The sequence below is a fragment of the Rahnella sp. PAMC25617 genome, assembly GCF_050606005.1.
Taxonomy (GTDB): Bacteria; Pseudomonadota; Gammaproteobacteria; order Enterobacterales; family Enterobacteriaceae; genus Rahnella; species Rahnella variigena.
Window position 1 is genome coordinate 22395 of record NZ_JBOCUM010000022.1, and the last position, 18123, is coordinate 40517.

At 52.5% G+C, this 18123-nt stretch carries 19 protein-coding genes; 10 read left to right on the top strand and 9 right to left on the bottom strand.

The features are described from left to right. Window positions 1-56: 56 nt before the first annotated feature. Window positions 57-1601 (bottom strand): 2,3-bisphosphoglycerate-independent phosphoglycerate mutase, encoded by a 1545-nt coding sequence (gene gpmM / locus ACM615_RS23085; RefSeq protein WP_132967212.1) that lies wholly within the window; start codon window positions 1599-1601, stop codon window positions 57-59. Window positions 1602-1905: 304 nt separating this feature from the next. On the opposite strand from gpmM, the gene ACM615_RS23090 reads away from it, so the two are divergent. The 5 genes from ACM615_RS23090 to cysE all read left to right on the top strand — a co-directional run bounded on the left by ACM615_RS23090 (window position 1906) and on the right by cysE (window position 5119). Then, window positions 1906-2337 (top strand): rhodanese-like domain-containing protein, encoded by a 432-nt coding sequence (locus ACM615_RS23090; RefSeq protein ID WP_015699203.1) that lies wholly within the window; start codon window positions 1906-1908, stop codon window positions 2335-2337. Window positions 2338-2404: 67 nt separating this feature from the next. Further along, entirely contained in the window at window positions 2405-2656 is a 252-nt protein-coding gene (gene grxC, locus ACM615_RS23095) for a glutaredoxin 3 (RefSeq protein ID WP_013577603.1), read from the top strand. A 64-nt stretch (window positions 2657-2720) separates the two neighbouring features. Then, a complete protein-coding gene (gene secB / locus ACM615_RS23100; protein WP_013577602.1) occupies window positions 2721-3191 on the top strand; it encodes a protein-export chaperone SecB in 471 nt (156 codons plus the stop codon). After that, entirely contained in the window at window positions 3191-4210 is a 1020-nt protein-coding gene (gene gpsA / locus ACM615_RS23105; RefSeq protein ID WP_113877623.1) for an NAD(P)H-dependent glycerol-3-phosphate dehydrogenase, read from the top strand. Before secB ends, gpsA begins: the two co-directional genes overlap by 1 nt. Window positions 4211-4297: 87 nt before the next feature. Next, window positions 4298-5119 (top strand): serine O-acetyltransferase, encoded by an 822-nt coding sequence (cysE, locus tag ACM615_RS23110; protein WP_013577600.1) that lies wholly within the window; start codon window positions 4298-4300, stop codon window positions 5117-5119. A 53-nt stretch (window positions 5120-5172) separates the two neighbouring features. Here cysE and trmL read toward each other — a convergent pair whose 3' ends face one another. From trmL to cpxR, 3 genes are read right to left on the bottom strand one after another with little or no spacing between them, the layout of a single operon-like run. Then, window positions 5173-5646, bottom strand: coding sequence for a tRNA (uridine(34)/cytosine(34)/5-carboxymethylaminomethyluridine(34)-2'-O)-methyltransferase TrmL (trmL, locus tag ACM615_RS23115; RefSeq protein WP_112289331.1), 474 nt, complete (start codon window positions 5644-5646; stop codon window positions 5173-5175). A gap of 37 nt (window positions 5647-5683) precedes the next feature. Beyond that, window positions 5684-7054, bottom strand: a complete 1371-nt coding sequence (cpxA, locus tag ACM615_RS23120; protein ID WP_129637819.1) for an envelope stress sensor histidine kinase CpxA — start codon at window positions 7052-7054, stop codon at window positions 5684-5686. Beyond that, a complete protein-coding gene (cpxR, locus tag ACM615_RS23125) occupies window positions 7051-7752 on the bottom strand; it encodes an envelope stress response regulator transcription factor CpxR (RefSeq protein ID WP_013577597.1) in 702 nt (233 codons plus the stop codon). Before cpxR ends, cpxA begins: the two co-directional genes overlap by 4 nt. A 152-nt stretch (window positions 7753-7904) precedes the next feature. On the opposite strand from cpxR, the gene cpxP reads away from it, so the two are divergent. The 3 genes from cpxP (at window position 7905) to ACM615_RS23140 (ending at window position 10921) form a co-directional block, all read left to right on the top strand. After that, complete coding sequence (gene cpxP, locus ACM615_RS23130) at window positions 7905-8414, top strand: cell-envelope stress modulator CpxP (RefSeq protein ID WP_112289333.1); 510 nt, start codon at window positions 7905-7907, stop codon at window positions 8412-8414. A gap of 347 nt (window positions 8415-8761) precedes the next feature. After that, the gene (gene pfkA / locus ACM615_RS23135; RefSeq protein ID WP_112289334.1) at window positions 8762-9748 is read left to right on the top strand and encodes a 6-phosphofructokinase; all 987 of its coding nucleotides are present in this window, start codon (window positions 8762-8764) and stop codon (window positions 9746-9748) included. A 183-nt stretch (window positions 9749-9931) separates the two neighbouring features. Next, the gene (locus ACM615_RS23140) at window positions 9932-10921 is read left to right on the top strand and encodes a sulfate ABC transporter substrate-binding protein (RefSeq protein ID WP_113877622.1); all 990 of its coding nucleotides are present in this window, start codon (window positions 9932-9934) and stop codon (window positions 10919-10921) included. 102 nt (window positions 10922-11023) lie between these two features. Here the strand turns inward: ACM615_RS23140 and tpiA are convergent, their stop codons facing one another. Together tpiA and ACM615_RS23150 are read right to left on the bottom strand one after the other, a co-directional pair. Then, a complete protein-coding gene (tpiA, locus tag ACM615_RS23145; RefSeq protein ID WP_112289336.1) occupies window positions 11024-11791 on the bottom strand; it encodes a triose-phosphate isomerase in 768 nt (255 codons plus the stop codon). A 127-nt stretch (window positions 11792-11918) separates the two neighbouring features. After that, window positions 11919-12527, bottom strand: a complete 609-nt coding sequence (locus ACM615_RS23150; protein ID WP_112289337.1) for a DUF1454 family protein — start codon at window positions 12525-12527, stop codon at window positions 11919-11921. Window positions 12528-12685: 158 nt separating this feature from the next. Here ACM615_RS23150 and ACM615_RS23155 point away from each other — a divergent pair, with 158 nt between their 5' ends. Beyond that, window positions 12686-13108 (top strand): DUF805 domain-containing protein, encoded by a 423-nt coding sequence (locus tag ACM615_RS23155; protein ID WP_120163794.1) that lies wholly within the window; start codon window positions 12686-12688, stop codon window positions 13106-13108. 16 nt (window positions 13109-13124) lie between these two features. Here the strand turns inward: ACM615_RS23155 and fpr are convergent, their stop codons facing one another. Then, window positions 13125-13871, bottom strand: coding sequence for a ferredoxin--NADP(+) reductase (fpr, locus tag ACM615_RS23160; RefSeq protein ID WP_112289339.1), 747 nt, complete (start codon window positions 13869-13871; stop codon window positions 13125-13127). A gap of 308 nt (window positions 13872-14179) precedes the next feature. Here fpr and emrD point away from each other — a divergent pair, with 308 nt between their 5' ends. Beyond that, window positions 14180-15373 carry a multidrug efflux MFS transporter EmrD gene (gene emrD / locus ACM615_RS23165; protein ID WP_431012589.1) on the top strand — a complete coding sequence of 398 codons (1194 nt, stop codon included), beginning with the start codon at window positions 14180-14182 and terminating at the stop codon, window positions 15371-15373. 64 nt (window positions 15374-15437) lie between these two features. Here the strand turns inward: emrD and glpX are convergent, their stop codons facing one another. Together glpX and glpK are read right to left on the bottom strand one after the other, a co-directional pair. After that, window positions 15438-16448 carry a class II fructose-bisphosphatase gene (gene glpX, locus ACM615_RS23170; protein WP_431012590.1) on the bottom strand — a complete coding sequence of 337 codons (1011 nt, stop codon included), beginning with the start codon at window positions 16446-16448 and terminating at the stop codon, window positions 15438-15440. A 140-nt stretch (window positions 16449-16588) separates the two neighbouring features. Continuing rightward, window positions 16589-18112, bottom strand: a complete 1524-nt coding sequence (glpK, locus tag ACM615_RS23175; protein WP_112289342.1) for a glycerol kinase GlpK — start codon at window positions 18110-18112, stop codon at window positions 16589-16591. Window positions 18113-18123: the final 11 nt, after the last annotated feature.

Genomic DNA, 18123 nt, shown 5'->3' on the forward strand with positions numbered 1-18123 from the left:
AAAAAAGGCGTACCAACGGGTGTCAGTACGCCTTTGTAACAGAGCTTTAAGAGAAATTAGCGTGCGATAAACAGCGGTTTGCCGCTCATTTCTGCCGGAATTTCCATGCCCATCAGTGAAAGCATTGTTGGTGCGATATCAGACAATTTACCGCCTTCAACCGCTTGTGCATTTCCGCCAATGTAGATTAATGGCACCGGCAGACTGGTATGCGCGGTGTGTGCCTGACCTGTCGCCGGGTCGCGCATTTGTTCTGCGTTACCGTGGTCGGCGGTGATCAGCAACTGGCCACCGGCTGCTTTCACGGCATCCACAACCTGAGCAACACAATTATCCAGTGCTTCAACGGCGCTCACCGCAGCGTCGTAAACGCCGGTATGACCGACCATATCGCCATTCGGATAGTTACAAATGATGGTGTCATATTTTCCGCTGGCAATTGCGCCGAGCAGTTTTTCCGTCAGTTCAACCGAGCTCATTTCCGGTTGCAGGTCATAAGTTGCGACGTTCGGGGATTTCACCAGAATGCGGTCTTCGCCTTCAAATGAGTCTTCCATGCCGCCGTTAAAGAAGAAGGTAACGTGTGCATATTTCTCAGTTTCGGAAATACGCAGTTGAGTTTTGCCATGTGCCATCAGCCACTCGCCGAGGGTATTTTTCAGTGATGCTGGCGGATAGGCGCAGGCGGCGTTGATGTCCGCGGCATATTCGGTCAGCATGATGAAATCGCCGAAGTTGATGACTTTTTCGCGGGCAAAACCATCGAAGTCCGGACTGATAAAGGCGCGGGTGATTTCGCGGGCCCGGTCTGCGCGGAAGTTCATGAAGATCAGTGCATCGCCGTCATTGATGGCCGCGGATTCTTCGCCTGCTGCCTGCAATACGGTTGGCTTCACGAATTCATCATTTTCATCACGGGCATAAGCGGCCTGCAGGCCAGCCAGTGCATTATCGGCAGTGAATGCGCCTTTTGCTTGTGACATCAAATCGTAAGCCAGTTGTACGCGATCCCAACGGTTATCGCGATCCATCGCGTAATAGCGGCCTACGATAGAGGCGATACGGCCAGTACCGATTTGTGCGAATTTCTCAGAGAAGCGTTTCAGTGCAGCTTCAGCGCTGCGCGGCGGTGTATCACGGCCATCCAGGAAGGCGTGCAGATAAATGGCTTTCGCGCCACGACGGTGCGCGAGTTCCACCATCGCCATAATGTGGTCTTCGTGACTGTGAACGCCGCCCGCAGACAACAGACCCATAATGTGAACCGCTTTGCCTGCGGCAATGGCACGATCAACCGCACCGGTCAGTACGCTATTATTAAAGAAGTCGCCTTCTTTGATTTCTTTGTCCAGACGGGTGAGGTCCTGATACACGATGCGGCCCGCACCTAAATTGACATGGCCGACTTCGGAGTTGCCCATCTGACCGTCGGGCAGACCGACGTCCAGTCCGGAGGCAGCGATAAGTGTGTGAGGATGAGTGGCCCACAGATTATCCATCACCGGCGTTTTGGCGTTCAGGATCGCGTTATCTTGTTGCTCTTCGCGATGTCCATAGCCGTCCAGAATCACCAGAACCATCGGTTTTTTGTTGCTCGACATGTCAATTGACCTCAGTTTAAAAGATGAAATGCTCAATAGGCTCGCCCGCTGAAACGGGATAAACAGGCGCGACTAAAGGCATTTAAGCCGGCTGATTTTACCCCAGTGCAGGAAGTGAATAGCCGGAGGAGATCAAAGATGAGGTGAGGTGAGGGTTAACTTTCAGCATAAAGGCGTGTTAATTTTCCGAGACGTGCCGCAGATTGTGGCATTCGCCCGCGCTTACTGGCTGTATTTGCTCCGGCGCGCAGGTATACTCTGAAGCCTTGAATTTTCCCCCAACTGACGGGAGTTGTTACACCCCATGCAAGATATTATGCCGTTCATCAGTGCGCATCCGGTTCTCAGCCTGGCGTGGGTTGCGTTACTGATTGCAGTAATTGTGACCACCTTTAAAACACGTTTCTCTAAAGTGAAAGAGATCACCCGTGGCGAAGCAACACGCCTGATTAATAAAGAAGATGCCATCGTTGTCGATGTTCGCGCGCGTGAAGAATTCCGCAAAGGCCACATCGCTGAATCACAGAATGTGTTGTCTGCTGACATCAAAAACAACAATCTGGGTGAACTGACCAAACACAAAGCACAGCCAGTAATCGTGGTATGTGCCACCGGACAAACTTCCCGTACTGCGGCTGAAGGCCTGATTGCTGCTGGTTTTGAGCGTGTGTTCACACTCAAAGAAGGCATCAGCGGCTGGAGCGGTGAAAACCTGCCTTTAGTTCGCGGTAAATGATTCGCGGTAAATAAGACGTTCAGATAACCGCTACAGCATTAAATTCTACGACTCTGAGGTGGAACCCATGGCTAAAATTGAAATCTATACCAAGGCAACCTGCCCTTACTGCCATCGTGCGAAAGCCCTGCTCAACAGCAAAGGTGCTTCATTCGATGAAATCGCTATCGATGGTGACGCAGATAAGCGTGAAAAAATGATCGCCCGCAGCGGTCGTTCAACCGTGCCTCAGATCTTTATCGACGGACAGCACGTTGGCGGTTGTGATGATTTACATGCACTTGATGCACGCGGTGGCCTTGACCCAATGCTGGGTTAATCAGGGCGGCGGTGGTTTCGCATTACGTGTTTAAAAGGACTATTAACTTAAGGGTATTACTCACATGTCAGAACAAAATAACACCGAGATGGCTTTCCAGATCCAACGTATTTATACAAAAGACATCTCTTTTGAAGCGCCAAATGCGCCTCAGGTTTTCCAGCAAGACTGGCAGCCAGAAGTTAAACTGGATCTTGATACCGCTTCCAGCCAGCTGGCCGAAGGCGTATACGAGGTTGTCTTGCGTGTGACCGTAACGTCTTCTCTTGGCGACGAAACTGCGTTCCTGTGTGAAGTTCAGCAAGGTGGTATCTTCACTATCTCCGGTATCGATGGCAACCAGATGGCGCATTGCCTGGGTGCATATTGCCCGAACATTCTGTTCCCGTATGCTCGTGAGTGCATCACCAGCCTGGTCTCCCGCGGTACTTTCCCGCAACTGAATCTGGCACCTGTTAACTTTGACGCTCTGTTCATGAACTATCTGCAACAGCAAGCTGAAGGCGAAGGTGCAGAACCGCATCAGGATGCCTGATGAAAACCGTCAATGCGTCAATGACAGTGATCGGTGCCGGCTCGTACGGCACCGCTTTAGCGATTACTCTCGCCAGAAATGGCCATCCCGTTGTGCTGTGGGGACATAATCCCGACCACATCAACGCCTTACAACGTGCCCGTTGTAATCAGGAATTCCTTCCTGATGTTCCGTTCCCCGATAATCTGTTGCTCGAAACCAATCTGTCTGTCGCCTTAGCCGCCAGCCGTAATGTGCTGGTTGTGGTACCCAGCCATGTATTTGGTGACGTATTGCGCCAGCTTAAACCCCACTTGCGTCCTGATGCGCGTGTGGTGTGGGCGACGAAGGGGCTGGAGGCGGAAACCGGCCGTCTGTTGCAGGATGTCGCACGCGAAGAACTCGGCGATGCCATTCCGTTAGCTGTGGTTTCCGGGCCGACATTCGCCAAAGAACTCGCGGCAGGTATGCCGACGGCAATCTCTCTGGCCGCAACCGATGCGACGTTTGCCGACGATTTGCAGCAATTACTGCACTGTGGCAAAAGTTTCCGTGTCTACAGCAACCCGGATTTTATCGGCGTTCAGCTGGGTGGTGCGATTAAAAACGTTATCGCCATTGGTGCAGGAATGTCAGATGGTATTGGCTTTGGCGCTAATGCCCGAACCGCGCTGATTACCCGCGGACTGGCTGAAATGACGCGTCTGGGTGCCGCTTTGGGCGCTGACCCTGCGACATTTATGGGCATGGCAGGGCTGGGTGATTTGGTGTTAACCTGCACAGACAACCAGTCCCGCAACCGTCGTTTCGGCATTATGCTGGGACAAGGCAAGGATGTTCAGACCGCTCAGGACACCATCGGCCAGGTTGTAGAAGGCTATCGCAATACGAAAGAAGTACGGGCTCTGGCGCAGCGTAACAACGTTGAAATGCCAATCACAGAACAGATTTACCAGGTGTTGTACTGCGGTAAAGATGCGCGTGAAGCAGCGATCAGTTTACTTGCCCGTGCGAGCAAGGACGAAAAACACAGCCACTGAAAGGCGTATAAAGTATAGCCACCTTGTTGGTGTTCCCGACAGGGCGGCTTTTTATTACCCGAACTTGCAAAGTCGTAAGGAAAAGTGATGTCGCTAGAAGAATTAGAGCTGGTCTGGAATAACATTAAATCAGAAGCGAGAGCACTGGCTGAGTGTGAACCGATGCTGGCGAGTTTTTTCCATGCGACGTTACTTAAACATGAAACGCTGGGCGGCGCGCTGAGCTACATTCTGGCCAATAAGCTGGGCAATCCGATTATGCCCGCGATGGCTATCCGTGAAGTGGTTGAAGAAGCCTATCGCAACGACGAACAAATGATCTTGTCCGCTGCCCGCGACATTCTGGCTGTGCATCAGCGCGATGCGGCGGTCGATAAATATTCGACTCCGCTGCTCTATCTGAAAGGTTTCCACGCACTTCAGGCATACCGTATCGGTAACTGGCTGTGGAAGCAGGATCGTAAAGCGCTGGCGATTTATTTCCAGAATCAGATTTCAGTGTCCTTTGGCGTAGATATTCATCCGGCAGCACGCATTGGTTGCGGCATCATGTTTGACCATGCGACCGGAATTGTCATCGGTGAAACGGCTGTTGTTGAGAACGACGTGTCGATTTTGCAATCCGTTACCCTCGGCGGTACCGGTAAAACCTGCGGCGACCGTCACCCTAAAATTCGTGAAGGCGTCATGATTGGTGCCGGTGCGAAAATACTCGGTAATATCGAAGTGGGTGCTGGCGCAAAAATCGGGGCGGGCTCGGTCGTGTTGCAATCCGTTCCTCCGCATACCACCGCTGCGGGCGTGCCGGCGCGTATTGTCGGGCGTCCGGAAAGCGAGCGTCCTTCCATGGATATGGATCAGCATTTCAACGGTATTGCGCAGGGTTTTGAATTCGGCGACGGTATCTGACAGGCATTTCCGATGGCATCATTCTGCATGCCATCGTCTTCATTTCCACAACGCTATTCTTTCAGCAGTGCGCCCGGATATCCCAGCTGGCGCCAGGCTTCGTACACCACTACCGAAACAGCATTCGACAAGTTCATGCTGCGGCTTTCTGCGAGCATCGGAATACGGATTTTGTGCTGTGCGGGCAGATTATCCAGAATGGATGCCGGCAGACCACGTGTTTCAGGGCCGAACAGCAGGAAATCATTATCCTGATAGCTGACGGCACTGTGCGCGGGCGTACCTTTGGTCGTCAGTGCAAAAAGACGTTGTGGATTTTCGCTGCTGAGGAACGCGTCATAATTGGCGTGATGCTTAATATGGGCGAATTCATGGTAATCGAGCCCGGCGCGGCGCAGACGTTTATCGTCCCAGCCGAAACCTAACGGTTCGATGAGGTGAAGCTGACATCCGGTGTTGGCACACAGGCGGATAATATTGCCGGTATTTGGCGGGATTTCTGGTTCAAATAAAACGATGTTAAGCATGCGTCCCCCTGATAGAGGGACGCAGAATAGCAGAAACTTAGCGCTGGTGCAGCGGCAGCCAGATAATCAAACGGAGGCCGCCCAGCGGGCTGTCCTCGGCTTTGACTTTGCCTCTGTGCTGCTGAACCGCAGTATCCACGATAGCCAGCCCAAGGCCGGTACCGCCGGATTCACGGTCACGCGCTTCATCAGTCCGGTAGAACGGACGGAAAATCTGCTCACGATCTTCTTCACTCACGCCCGGACCGTCGTCATCAACGGTGATGGTGATCCCTTCGCTGTCGTGGGCAAAGTTCAGCGCAATGTGGTGATGTGAATAACGCAGGGCATTACGCACAATATTTTCCAGTGCGCTGTCGAGTGCCGCGGCATTCCCGATCAGTTTCCACGGACCAGGCGGCGACGTGATCTCCAGCGTTTTGCCCATCTGCTCGGCTTCAAACTGCGCATCGTCAATCACGCCTTCCCAGAGTTCATTGGCTTTCAGGGTCTCGCGCGACAGCTCATTTTTATGCTGGCTGCGTGATAACACCAGTAAGTCATTGATCATACCATCAAGACGTTGCGCTTCATTTTCAATGCGTTGCAGCTCTTTACCTTCGCCATGACGACGACGCATCAGCGCAGTAGCCAGTTGCAGACGTGTCAGCGGGGTACGAAGTTCATGTGAGATATCAGATATCAGCCGTTGTTGCGCCGTCACCATTCGTTCGAGAGCGCTGACCATCTGGTTGAAACTGGCACCGGTCGCAAGGAATTCCTGCGGGCCGGCTTCGAGTTCCGGATGCTGCTTGAGATTGCCGCGTGCAACGTCATCTGCGGCGTTTTTCAACTTACGCGCAGGTTTCGCCAGGCTCCACGCCAGCCACAGCAACAGCGGGGCGCTGATGAGCATCGTGACGATAAGCAGAAGCAGAGGGCGGTCGAACATCAGGTTGATAAAATCAGACTGAGAACTGCTGGCTGGGCGCATCAGGTAAAGCTGGTAATTGTCTTCACCATCACGAACCGAGAAGGGCCCGACCATTTCCACACGGCCATATTTTTTCTTTTTCGGACGATCTGAGTTATCAGACTGACCGATAAAGTTACGCACAATCTGCATTTCATTACGCTGAGCGCCAATCACGCGCCCTTCGCTGGTGACCAGCAACAAACGCTGACCTGGCGGTGCCCATTTGTCGATAGCGCGGAACAGCCTGCGCCACCACATCAGATCATTGGCAGGGTCGGTCGCCAGCTCAGCTTCGACGTGCTGTTCAATCATCAGGCCCTGCCGTTGTTCGTTATCGAGCAACGGCGTAATCTGGCGTGAATCGAGTTTCGGCACCATCAATACCAGCATTAGCACCAGGGCTAACGTAAACCAGAAAATGGCAAAAATACGTGCCGTAAGGCTGTTTATCATGAAGCAGAAACCATCAGATAACCGCGTCCGCGCAGGGTTTTAAACCACGGATGTCCGTCCTGACGATCGGGCAATTTACGGCGTAAATTAGAGATGTGCATATCAATCGCACGGTCAAACGGTGTCAGACGTTTACCCAATACTTCCTGGCTCAGATGTTCGCGGGAAACGACCTGTCCGAGATGTTTTGCCAGTAAATACAGCAGGGTAAATTCGGTACCGGTTAGATCCAGCGCTTCGCCATTAAAGCTGGCTTCCTGACGGCCTGGATTCAGCTGTAAGCCATCGACTTCCAGCGTCGGTGAACCGTTGTTCTCATTGGTTTGCTGCTGCTCGCTCCAGTTGGAGCGGCGCAACATCGCCCTGATACGGGCAACCAGTTCGCGGTCATTAAACGGTTTTGGCAGATAGTCATCGGCACCCAGTTCGAGGCCAAGAACACGGTCTAATTCACTGCCGCGAGCGGTTAACATAATCACTGGCGTCTGGTGGCGCTGGCGTAATTCTTTAAGGGTTTCAATGCCGTTTTTCTTCGGCATCATCACGTCAAGTAACAGAAGATCGATGGTATTATCGATTTTCTCTAATGCCTGCTCACCGTCGTAAGCCACCACAACATTAAAGCCTTCCATTTCGAGCAATTCTTTCAAAAGTGAAGTCAGTTCACGGTCGTCATCAACTAACAAAATTTTATTCATTGTATTTACCTCTAGACGCAAAATACGTCATCAATTGCCGCTATTCCATGACTTTACGTACTTTTACAAGCACTGACGCTTGTTTGCAGCAGCAGGTTTAGACTGCTTTTCAATGATTCGCGATGAAGCGATAAAGACTTTAGGAGTATGTGATGTTTAAGGCAGCTTCATTCGGTTTGGCCACGCTTCTGACGCTGAGTTCAGGTGTCGTTTTAGCAGATGGCGCAAAACCAGTGTCGGCGATGCCAGCAGAACATGATAGCACGATGTTGGATAAGCCTCAGGAACGCAACACCATGTTTGATGGTGTAAATCTCACTGAGCAGCAGCGCCAGCAAATGCGTGACCTGATGCACCAGGCTCGAAAAGATCTGCCTCATGTAAATGTAGAACAGATAGAAACGATGCACAGATTGGTTACCGCCGAAAAGTTTGATCAGGCCGCAGTCCGGTCACAAGCCGAATTAATGGCTCAGGAACAGGTGGATCGCCAGGTCGAAATGGCCCGCATCCGCAACCAGATGTTTAATCTGCTGACGCCTGAGCAAAAAGACGTATTGAACCAGAAACACGAGCAGCGCATGCAACAGATGCGTAAGCAGTTATCTGGATTACAGCCCTCTTCTGCCCAGAAGACGAGTAGTACCAGCACGACCGAGTAAGATCCCTGTTTTTCCTTGCCATAGACACCATCCCTGTCTTCCCCCGCCGAAAGGTGGGGTTTTTTTTGCCTGCAATTCCGCATGGGTTCACAAAAGCGTAAATTAACAAGGTGGAAATCTGCGCGTAACGAACTGGAAATATCTTGTAAAAGCCGTATGAATCAGTAAATTGCGAAGTACAGAGCAGTGTATGCGTATTCTTGCTGACTTGAATCAATTCAGCACCGGTGTTTTGTTATACTATAGGCTCAAACGCTAGTAAGCCCTTTTGGCTGCACAAGAAAAATTCGCCCAACAGGCTGGCTCAAGATTCTTAAGAAATTGCATCTACAAGTTCAGAGGTAGTCATGATCAAAAAAATTGGTGTACTGACAAGTGGTGGCGATGCCCCAGGCATGAATGCTGCGATCCGTGGCGTTGTCCGCTCCGCTTTATCTGCAGATTTAGAAGTCTACGGTATTGAAGATGGCTACCTCGGCATGTACGAAAACCGCATGCGCAAACTGGATCGCTACAGCGTTTCAGACATGATTAACCGCGGCGGTACTTTCCTGGGTTCAGCTCGTTTCCCGGAATTCCGTGACCCGGAAATGCGTAAAGTGGCGCTGCAGAATATGAAAGACCGCGGTATTGATGGCCTGGTGGTTATCGGTGGTGACGGTTCTTATGCAGGTGCAGACTTGCTGACCAAAGAAGGCGGCATCCGTTGTATCGGCCTGCCAGGCACTATCGATAACGATGTTGCCGGTACTGACTACACCATCGGTTTCTTCACGGCGCTGGGCACTGTGGTAGAAGCGATTGACCGTCTGCGTGATACCTCCTCTTCACACCAGCGTATCTCCATCGTTGAAGTGATGGGCCGTTATTGCGGCGACCTGACTCTGGCGGCTGCGATTGCCGGTGGTTGCGAATTTATCGCTATCCCGGAAGTTGAATTCAAACGTGATGATCTGGTTGCTGAAATCAAAGCAGGCATCGCGAAAGGTAAAAAACACGCTATCGTCGCCATCACGGAGAAGTTAGATAACATCGAAGAGCTGGCCAAATACATTGAGAAAGAAACCTGCCGCGAAACGCGTGGCACGGTATTAGGTCACATTCAGCGTGGTGGTGCGCCAGTCGCTTACGACCGCATCTTAGCTTCCCGCATGGGCGCTTATGCTGTTGACCTGCTGCTGGAAGAAGGCCGCGACTATTCTCAGGGCGGTTTCTGTGTCGGCGTAGAAAACGAGAAAATGGTTCACGAGCTCATCTCGGTTTGTATCGCACCAGAGAACAAGAAAAGCAAATTCAAAGAAGACTGGTACGACACTGCGAAAAAACTGTTCTGATACAGTTAATTACGCAATCGAAAGAACCTCCTTTACGGGAGGTTTTTTTTCGCCCGTCCTTTGTTTATTCCAGAAAGTAATAGAAAAAAACCTTTTATTCTTTATGCGTTTCATTTTTATCTGGCACGCTCTCCTTAACGAACAAATAAATGAAATCCATAGAAACTATCTCGGGAGAGTGCGATGCGTAAATGGGCTGTAGGTTTGGGATTACTGTTGGTGGCAACCGGAGCAATTGCCAAAGATATTCAGATTCTGAACGTGTCATACGATCCAACGCGTGAGTTCTATGAACAATACAACAAAGCGTTCAGCAAATACTGGCAGGCAAAAACTGGCGATACCGTGACCGTGCGTCAGTCGCATGGCGGTTCAGGAAAACAGGCCACGTCTGTTATTAACGGCATTGAAGCGGATGTGGTAACACTGGCGCTGGCGTATGACGTTGATGCTATTGCCGAGCGCGGTCGTATCGATAAAAACTGGATCACCCGTCTGCCGGACAACTCTGCACCTTATACGTCCACCATTGTTTTCCTGGTGCGCAAAGGCAATCCGAAACAAATTCACGACTGGAATGATTTGATCAAGCCGGGCGTGTCGGTTATCACGCCGAACCCTAAAACGTCAGGCGGTGCCCGCTGGAACTATCTCGCAGCATGGGGTTATGCCCTGCATCACAACAACAATGATAAAGCGAAGGCTCAGGATTTCGTGAAAGCATTGTATAAAAACGTCGAAGTGCTGGATTCCGGCGCGCGTGGCGCAACCAATACTTTCGTTGAGCGCGGTATCGGTGATGTGCTGATTGCGTGGGAAAACGAAGCGTTGCTGGCGACCAAAGAAGTCGGCAAAGATAAGTTTGAAATCGTGACGCCAAGCGAATCGATTCTGGCTGAGCCAACGGTTTCTGTGGTCGATAAAGTGGTGGATAAACGTGATACCCGCACTGTGGCGGATGCCTATCTGAAGTATCTGTATTCACCGGAAGGCCAGACTATCGCGGCAGAAAACTATTACCGCCCTCGTGATCCGCAAGTCGAAAAGAAATTCGCTTCTGAATTCCCGAAACTGAAACTGTTCACCATTGATCAGGTTGCAGGTACCTGGGCACAGGCGCAGAAAGACCATTTCGCGACAGACGGTATTTTTGACCAGATCTCTAAGCGTTAATGACGTTTTACAGACAGGTCTTTCGCAAATAACTCTCTTTGCCACCAAAAAAGAAAACCCCGGCATGCCGGGGTTTTTTTGCGCAGAAGAAAAGAAACAGGCTTACGCTTGTTTAGCTTCTGCAGCCGCTTTCACGATCACTGCGAAAGCATCCGCTTTCAGTGATGCGCCGCCAACCAGTGCGCCATCAATGTCTGGCTGGGTGAACAGCTCAGCAGCGTTAGCCGCGTTAACGGAACCGCCGTACTGGATGATCACTTGTTCAGCAACCGCAGCATCTTGTTTCGCGATGTGGTCACGGATGAATTTGTGAACTGCCTGAGCTTGTGCAGGAGTTGCCGATTTACCGGTACCGATCGCCCAAACTGGTTCGTAAGCGATAACTGCGCCTTCGAATGCTTTCGCGCCCAGAGTGTTCAGAACCGCATCCAGTTGCTTAGCGCAAACGGCTTCAGTTTTGCCAGCTTCGTTTTCTGCTTCGGTTTCACCGATGCACAGAACCGGGATCAGACCCGCTTCTTTCAGCACGCCGAATTTCTTCGCGATGAACTCGTCGCTTTCTTTGTGGTAAGTGCGGCGTTCTGAGTGACCGATGATGATGTATTGCGCACCGATGTCTTTCAGCATGTCGGCAGAGATTTCGCCGGTGAATGCGCCGGACAGGTTAGCATCAACGTTCTGAGCACCCAGCGCGATACGGCTGCCAGCCAGAGCGTGTTTAGCCTGTGACAGGTAAACTTCTGGTGGAGCAATCGCAACGCCACAACCTACTACTGTGCTCAGTTCAGTACGCAGAGCAGCAATCAGTTCGTTAACCATGTGGGTGCTGCCGTTAAGCTTCCAGTTACCCATCACTAATGGATGTCGCATGTTTTTTCCTCCAAAAGGGGACGCGAGTGTCGATTAAAATTTCTGCCAAATAAGCAGATTACCTGTGCAACAGTATAGAGATCATTGGACGTAAAGGCTTTGCTTTTTGTCATTAAAAGCCGTCATCTCACGGCTCAGCCAGCGCAAGCTTGACCGGCTCCACGGCGAATGTCAGACCTTTTTCGCCATTGTCTGAAATCACAAAACGCACCGCGCCCACTTCCTGCTTATAAAACTGCTGGCCTTTACCTTTCTCAATCATGGACGTCACTTTCGCCACGCTTTGTGGCGCAGAAAGTGTGGCGTCAAACTGACGCATCAGGTTCGCCATGTAGCTGATCGCCAGCGTGCGCGCGGCTTTCTCTTCGGCACCCTGAATCGGCAAATAGGTAATTTGCAGCGTTTTGATTTTGCCGGTGCCTTTTTCCAGCGCCGTCGAAGCGTACAGATTTTCGTTAATCTTGCTGGCGGCGCGGGTCAGGGAACTGTTCGCCGATTTGTCGCTGATGGAACGGAACTCGCCAATCTGCTGAGTCGGATTGGCTTCATTATATTTTGCGCGGAAATTGATCAGCGTCGTTTCAAACGTCGGTGCGCCGGCCAGCAGATAAGGTGCCTTTGGCATCTCTTCTGCGCCTGAATGATCGGTCGGTGGATCGGCAAGCGCGACATTCTGGCAGGCCAGTATCAACAGCGCGGGCAGCGCCAGGCGTAATAAAGATTGAGCAACAGTCATAGGGCATTTCTTATTTTGTTTCAACAGACCGATTAAAGCGGGGAACGGGGGGTAATGTCAAAAGGAGAGCGTAAAGATTCTCGCCGCCGCTGCCTGTGGGTTACACTCCGCCTGATTTAACAATTTACTCCCATTGGACTTTACGGAACGGACTGTCAATGACGTTACAGCATGCACTGTTTTCTTTTAACGGCCGCCTGGGCCGTCGCGATTTCTGGATCTGGATGGTCAGCTGGCTGATTCTGATGGTGGCTGATTTCTTTTTCGCCGCACAGGAATGGATTACCTATCAGACCGCAGGTTTTGCGCTGGTCGTATTACTGTGGCCGACCGCGGCGGTGCTGGTGAAAAGATTGCATGATCGCAATAAATCCGCCTGGTGGGCATTGCTGTTTGTGCTGGCGTGGATGCTGGTGGCCGGTAACTGGGCTGCGGCGATGCCGCAAACCTGGAGCTGGGTATTAGGCCGTCTGGCGCCATCCGTGATTTTCATCATGCTGATTATCGACTGCGGCGCGTTTGTCGGTACGCCGGGCACAAATCGTTTTGGCCCGGAACCGGACGACGTTAAATTCCGCTAGTTTTGCGGACATAGATTTACCAGTAATGCTCGCTGGTCATATGGCCCGGCTTGCGTTTGAGATGCTTGCGCATACCCCGCGTGTCTTTCAGGACTTGCTGGGTATCGCGCACCATCTGCGGGTTTCCGCACAGCATCACATGGCTGTCTTCTGCCAGCATCTTCAGGCCGACAGCCGTTTCCAGCGTGCCGTTTTCAATCAGCGCAGGTACACGACCGCTCAGTGAACCGGCAATCTCTTCGCGGCTGACCACTGTCTGAATATGTAATTTGCCCTCATAGCGACGCTGAAGCTGTTGCATCAGTGGCAGATAACTCAGGTCAGCCGCGAAGCGTGCCGCGTGAACCAGAACAATATTTTTGAACCGCTCCAGCCCGAGCCCTTCCTGCAAAATCGACAGATACGGCCCGATTGCCGTGCCGGTTGCCAGCATCCACAACGTATCGCATTCCGGCACTTCTTCGATGACGAAAAAACCTGCGGCTTCTTTGGTGATATTAATTTCGTCACCCGGCTGCATCACGTGCAAGCGCGGGCTGAGCTTTCCTTCCGGCACATTGACCAGATAGAACTCCAGTTCGTTGCTGGAGGGCGGATTCACATACGAATAGGCACGCTGAACGCGCTCGCCATCGATATCCAGAGAGAGTTTGGCGAACTGGCCTGCGGTAAAAGGATCGACCGGTGCATTGACCGTGATGCTGAACAAATTGTCTGTCCAGTGCTCAACTTTTTTGACTTTTCCCGTCACCCAATCAGCCATAAAAACTCCCGTTGTTCCTGATTTATTCATGAATACCGAAACTGAGGCCTGATTTTATTTCAAATTTTTCGGATCCCTTATCGGTTAAATGTTATCAGCCTGATCAACTCTGGTTAGCCAGTATCGATTTTTGTACACCCAGCGTTACACCGCTGGCTTATCCTGCTGCCAGTCGGCGGACGGGATAGTTCACTGCGATACTCGCTTATTCATCTTAATTTGTTAACTTATGCGCCGCCGCCCGTGCGGCCGGTTTACTGGTTATTTGTTCTGCACTTTTCCATCACTGTCTGATAATGAACTGAAAAATGAAAAAACTGGAAAACATTCACCTGCTTGTAATGTTGATTTTGCTGGTCGCTGTTGGCCAGATGGCGCAAACCATTTATGTGCCGAATATCGCGGATATGGCGACCAGTCTGGCGGTGAAACCCGGTGCCGTGCAGCGTGTGATGGCGGCCTATCTGCTGACGTACGGCGGCTCGCAGCTGATTTACGGACCGCTCTCCGATAACATCGGGCGCAGACCGGTGATCCTGGCCGGGCTGATGATTTTCCTGATTGGCGCGGCGGGCGCAATGATGTCGACCAGTCTGAATATGCTGATCCTGGCCAGTGCGGTACAGGGGCTGGGTACCGGCGTGGCGGGCGTGATGGCGCGCACCATGCCGCGTGATTTGTACAGCGGTGGTGCATTGCGTCATGCCAACAGCCTGCTGAACATGGGAATTCTGGTGAGTCCGCTGCTGGCACCGGTCATCGGCGGCGCTTTGTCTGCGTGGCTGGGCTGGCGTGCAAGCTTTGGTTTTCTGCTGATCCTGTGCGCGGGCGTGGCGTTTTCTATGTACCGCTGGCTGCCGGAAACCCGTCCGGAATTCACGGCTGATAATCCGCCGCGTAAAATGTTCGCCAGCCTTCGTTTATTGCTGGCAGATGCCAACTTCAGCCGCTATCTGGTGATGCTGGTCGGTGCGCTGGCCGGTGTGGCGGTCTTCGAAGCCAGCTGTGGCGTGCTGATGGGCGGCGTTCTCGGGCTGAGCGGCGTGATGGTCAGCATCCTGTTTATCCTGCCGATCCCCGCGGCATTCTTTGGTGCCTGGTATGCCGGGCGTACCGAAAAAAGTTTCCAGCAGCTGATGTGGCATTCGGTCATCAGTTGTCTGCTGGCCGGGCTGGCGATGTGGATCCCTGGCTGGCTGGGCATCATGAATATCTGGACGCTGATCGTTCCCGCTTCTCTGTTCTTCTTCGGCGCTGGCATGTTGTTCCCATTGGCGACTACCGGCGCGATGGAGCCTTTCCCTTATCTGGCCGGTGCGGCGGGTGCGCTGGTGGGTGGCTTGCAAAATATGGGCTCGGGGCTGTTGGCGTGGATGTCAGCGATGTTGCCGCAAACCGGTCAGTTCAGTCTGGGTTTGCTGATGTTTGCGATGGCGGTACTGATCTTGCTGTGCTGGTGGCCAATGTCGAACCGTCAGCAGGAGCAGGGCCATACGGTCTGATACTGTTTCCGGCGCATAAAAAAAAGCAGAGCTGAGCTCTGCTTTTTGTCTTTAAGGCATCCGGTCAGATAATAAATTCGTGCAACGCGGCGTCTTTACGGTCGAGATAATGCGTCGAGCGGATACGACGGATGGTGCGGGATTTACCGCGGATCAGCAGCGTTTCGGTGGTCGCCATATTTCCTTTACGGCTGATACCTTCCAGCAGATCTCCTTTGGTAATGCCGGTTGCGGAGAAAATCACGTTATCGTTACGCGCCATATCATCGAGCAGCAGCACTTTACCCGCCTCAATCCCCATCGCCTGACAACGCGCCAGCTCATCTTCGCCCATGCGGCGGTTTTCCGGCGTATCGCCTTTCACGTGATGACGTGCCAGTAAACGGCCTTGCATATCACCATCCAGCGCGCGGATCACCGCAGCGGAAATCACCCCTTCAGGTGCGCCGCCGATGCCGTACAACACGTCCACTTCGCTTTCCGGCATACAGGTCAGAATAGTTGCCGCCACGTCGCCGTCCGGGAATGCGAACACACGCACGCCGGAGGCCAGCATTTCACGGATAGCGTCGTCGTGGCGTGGTTTCGCCAAAACAGCCACAGTCAGTTCTGTCAGGGGTTTATCCAGCGCTCTGGCGACATTTGCCAGATTCTCAGCCAGCGTCAGGTTCAGATCGATAGCGCCTTTGGCACCCGGCCCGACGGCGATTTTTTCCATGTACATGTCCGGCGCATTGAGGAAAGACCCTTTGTCGCCGACGGCCAGAACGGCCAGTGCGTTGGATTGTCCCATTGCAGTCATGCGCGTACCTTCAATCGGATCGACCGCGATATCCACCGCATCGCCATTCCCGGTACCGACCTTTTCACCGATATACAGCATCGGCGCTTCATCGATTTCCCCTTCGCCAATGACGATAGTGCCGTCGATATCGACTTTGTTGAGCATGATGCGCATGGACTGAACGGCAGCGTTGTCGGCGAGGTTTTTATCACCCCGGCCCAGCCATTTATAACCGGCGAGCGCGGCAGCTTCGGTCACGCGGGAGAACTCGATTGCTAATTCACGTTTCATTGGAAAGCCTGTAGAAAGAAAAAAAGAGGTCGGTGAGGCAGGGCTCATCTGTGGAGCGATTTTAGCACAACGGGGAATCGGCATAAAAAAACTCCCCGTGCGGGGAGTTTCAGAAAGGTGTTGGCGATAATATCCGGCGATTACTCGTCGTGATCTTCCCACGAGCGAACGCGTGCCACCGCTTTTTGCCAGCCTTTATAGCGGACATTACGTTCCGTCGTTTCAATGCTTGGGCGGAATTCACGTTCGATAGTGGCTTTGCTGCGCACTTCTTCCAGATCGTTCCAGAAGCCGACGGCAAGACCTGCGAGGAAAGCAGAACCCAGCGCGGTGACTTCCAGCACTTCCGGACGCTCAACGCGGGTGCCCAGAATGTCTGACTGGAATTGCATCAGGAAGTTGTTGGCAACCGCGCCGCCGTCCACACGCAGCGCCTGCAGACGTGTGCCTGAGTCAGCCTGCATCGCATCCAGCACGTCGCGGGTCTGGTAAGCGATAGATTCCAGTGTTGCACGGATGATGTGATTGCTGTTGGCGCCACGGCTCAGACCGAAGATGGCACCACGGGCATACGGGTCCCAGTAAGGCGCACCGAGTCCGGTGAAAGCCGGTACCACGTAAACGCCGTTGGTGTCTTTCACTTTAGAGGCGAAGTATTCGGAGTCTGTTGCGTCGCTGATCAGTTTCAGTTCGTCGCGCAGCCACTGAATCGAAGCCCCGCCAACAAACACCGCGCCTTCCAGTGCGTAGTTCACTTCGCCGCGCGGACCGCAGGCGATGGTGGTCAGCAGACCGTTTTTAGACGCGACCGCTTCAGTACCGGTGTTCATCAGCAGGAAGCAGCCGGTGCCGTAAGTATTTTTAGCCATACCCGGTTGTACGCAAAGCTGGCCATAAAGCGCCGCCTGCTGGTCACCTGCGATACCGGCGATTGGAATACGCGTACCGCCTTTACCACCGATGTTGGTCTGGCCGTAAATCTCAGAAGAAGGACGCACTTCCGGCAGCATTTCACGCGGAATATCCAGCGCTTCCAGCATACGGTCATCCCACTTCAGGTCGTGGATGTTGAACAGCATGGTACGTGAGGCGTTAGTGTAATCCGTTACGTGAACGCGTCCCTGAGTCATTTTCCAGACTAACCAGGTGTCTACAGTGCCGAACAGCAGTTCGCCACGTTTAGCACGCTCGCGGGAGCCTTCAACGTGATCGAGGATCCATTTCAGTTTGGTGCCGGAGAAATACGGGTCAACCACCAGGCCGGTGTTATGACGGATGTACTCTTCCATGCCATCTTTTTTCAGCTTTTCACAGATGTCAGCAGTACGGCGGCATTGCCACACAATCGCGTTATAGATTGGCTTGCCGGTTTCTTTTTCCCACACGATGGTGGTTTCACGCTGGTTGGTGATACCGATACCGGCGATCTGATCAGAGTTGATGTCGGCTTTCGCCAGCACTTCCACCAGCACCGAGCTTTGCGAAGACCAGATTTCCATCGGGTCATGCTCAACCCAGCCAGATTTAGGGTATATCTGGGTGAATTCGCGCTGTGAAACGCTGACGATGTTGGCATCGTGATCCAGAACCACGGCGCGTGAACTGGTCGTACCCTGGTCGAGTGCGACAATGTATTTTTTTTCGTGAGTCGTATCTGCTGACATAATGTTCATCC